The organism is Carnobacterium sp. (genome assembly GCF_032094055.1).
GTDB lineage: Bacteria > Bacillota > Bacilli > Lactobacillales > Carnobacteriaceae > Carnobacterium_A.
In genome coordinates, this window is the sequence record NZ_DAMDAK010000034.1 from 23077 (window position 1) to 24532 (window position 1456).

Below are 1456 nucleotides of genomic sequence, written 5' to 3' on the forward strand. Positions count from 1 at the left end.
AGTCGTTAAGTCACGCAATGAAGCTTATCGTAACCTAACGACAAGCGATTCCAATCATTAGGGCACTTAAAGAAGTTTATCGTGACCTAAGACCACTACTGTCTCCTCAATAGGGCATGCGACAAGATTTGTCTAATCAAATCTAATCAATGAGCCTTTTGAAAGTAGTTTAACTGGGGGAATCGATTAGTTTCTTTTAGTGCCTCATTAGTGGTAATTGTTATTAACTTAAGATATTCCGTGAATAGTTCGTTACAAAGAATAATAACCGTGCTAAAGCAAAAAATCATATAAAAAAGGAAAGTGTAAGGATCACTTTCCTTTACATTTTCCCCTCTTTATTTTAGGCTCTATTAAAGTTTAATGTCGATATATATTAAAAAATTAGAACTTCCCATTATCTGAAAGTTCTTTTTGTGTAATGAATATAACTTTAACATCTATCAGTATTCTCCATCCCATAAGTCTACTTTAATACCATCATCAGGATTGGAAAAGACATACGATAAATCGTAATTTTTTTCATAAAACCCCCTCTTTTTTCGAAAGCGTTAACATTCCGTTGTATTTGTATTATACTAGCATAATACAGATCTGGTTATTTTATTTTAGCATAAGCAGGGTCTGATCATTTAAATCAATAGGAAACAGCTTGCCCAAACCCAATCATTCGTCATCTAATAGAGCAATGGAGAGGAGAAAACACGATGAATCAGCAAATTCCAAAAGCAGTCAAGGCGGAGATGTCTGCCAATATCTTAAAAGTTCAATTCGACAATGGAGCAGTTAAATACCTAAAAACACATTATAACGAGGATATGGTAGACTCTTTTTCCCCTAAAAAGGGTAAAGGAAAAAGAATAAACTTACTTCTAGCTCCGCACAATGTATGGTTAGGTACCACGACTTCAATTGAAAGTGATGGTACCGTTGTTTTAAACGAAAAAGATAAATACACTCCTGAAGAGTTATGGGAAAAAGGAAAAGATCACATCCCTAATTTATAAATCCATTTTACTGCAACTGTTCACTCCACCCTTTTTAAGATAGACGAGAACAAAAAATAGGTGTGGAGAACTTTATGAACTAATTTATGGGCAAGCTAGTTCATGAAGAGCGAATAAATTTTGTTGTCAACTCCTACTTACGCTCCAGCTAGTAACTATAGGGATTCACTTCTAGTATCATTATTTATAATATTTAAGCGATAAGTGTTAACTAAAAAGAAACTACTAAGAAATATGATAAAAATAGCAGCGATACTCACTCTATCTTTGTAAGTTGCAGTTGAAATATTATACAAGTCATAAAGAAACCAAACACTTTTATTAAAAGGCAAGTATAACAATAGGAAAGAAACTAAACGTATTCATTTAAAAAGCAAATAGAAGCTTTTTTCGATTTAGTTGGAGCCATTATTAGTTTTATCTTTTTTCATTTTAATTAAGATTAAAAA

General features: G+C 32.3%; 1 protein-coding gene. It reads left to right on the plus strand.

The genetic code is table 11. From position 1 onward, the window contains the following. Positions 1 to 707: 707 nt before the first annotated feature. Positions 708 to 1007, plus strand: coding sequence for a hypothetical protein (locus RT405_RS06930; RefSeq protein WP_313468681.1), 300 nt, complete (start codon positions 708 to 710; stop codon positions 1005 to 1007). Positions 1008 to 1456 lie beyond the last annotated feature (449 nt).

Bases quoted from the DNA above. Each gene is read 5' to 3' on its own strand.
- RT405_RS06930 (WP_313468681.1), top strand. From the start codon at position 708: ATGAATCAGCAAATTCCAAAAGCAGTCAAGGCGGAGATGTCTGCCAAT.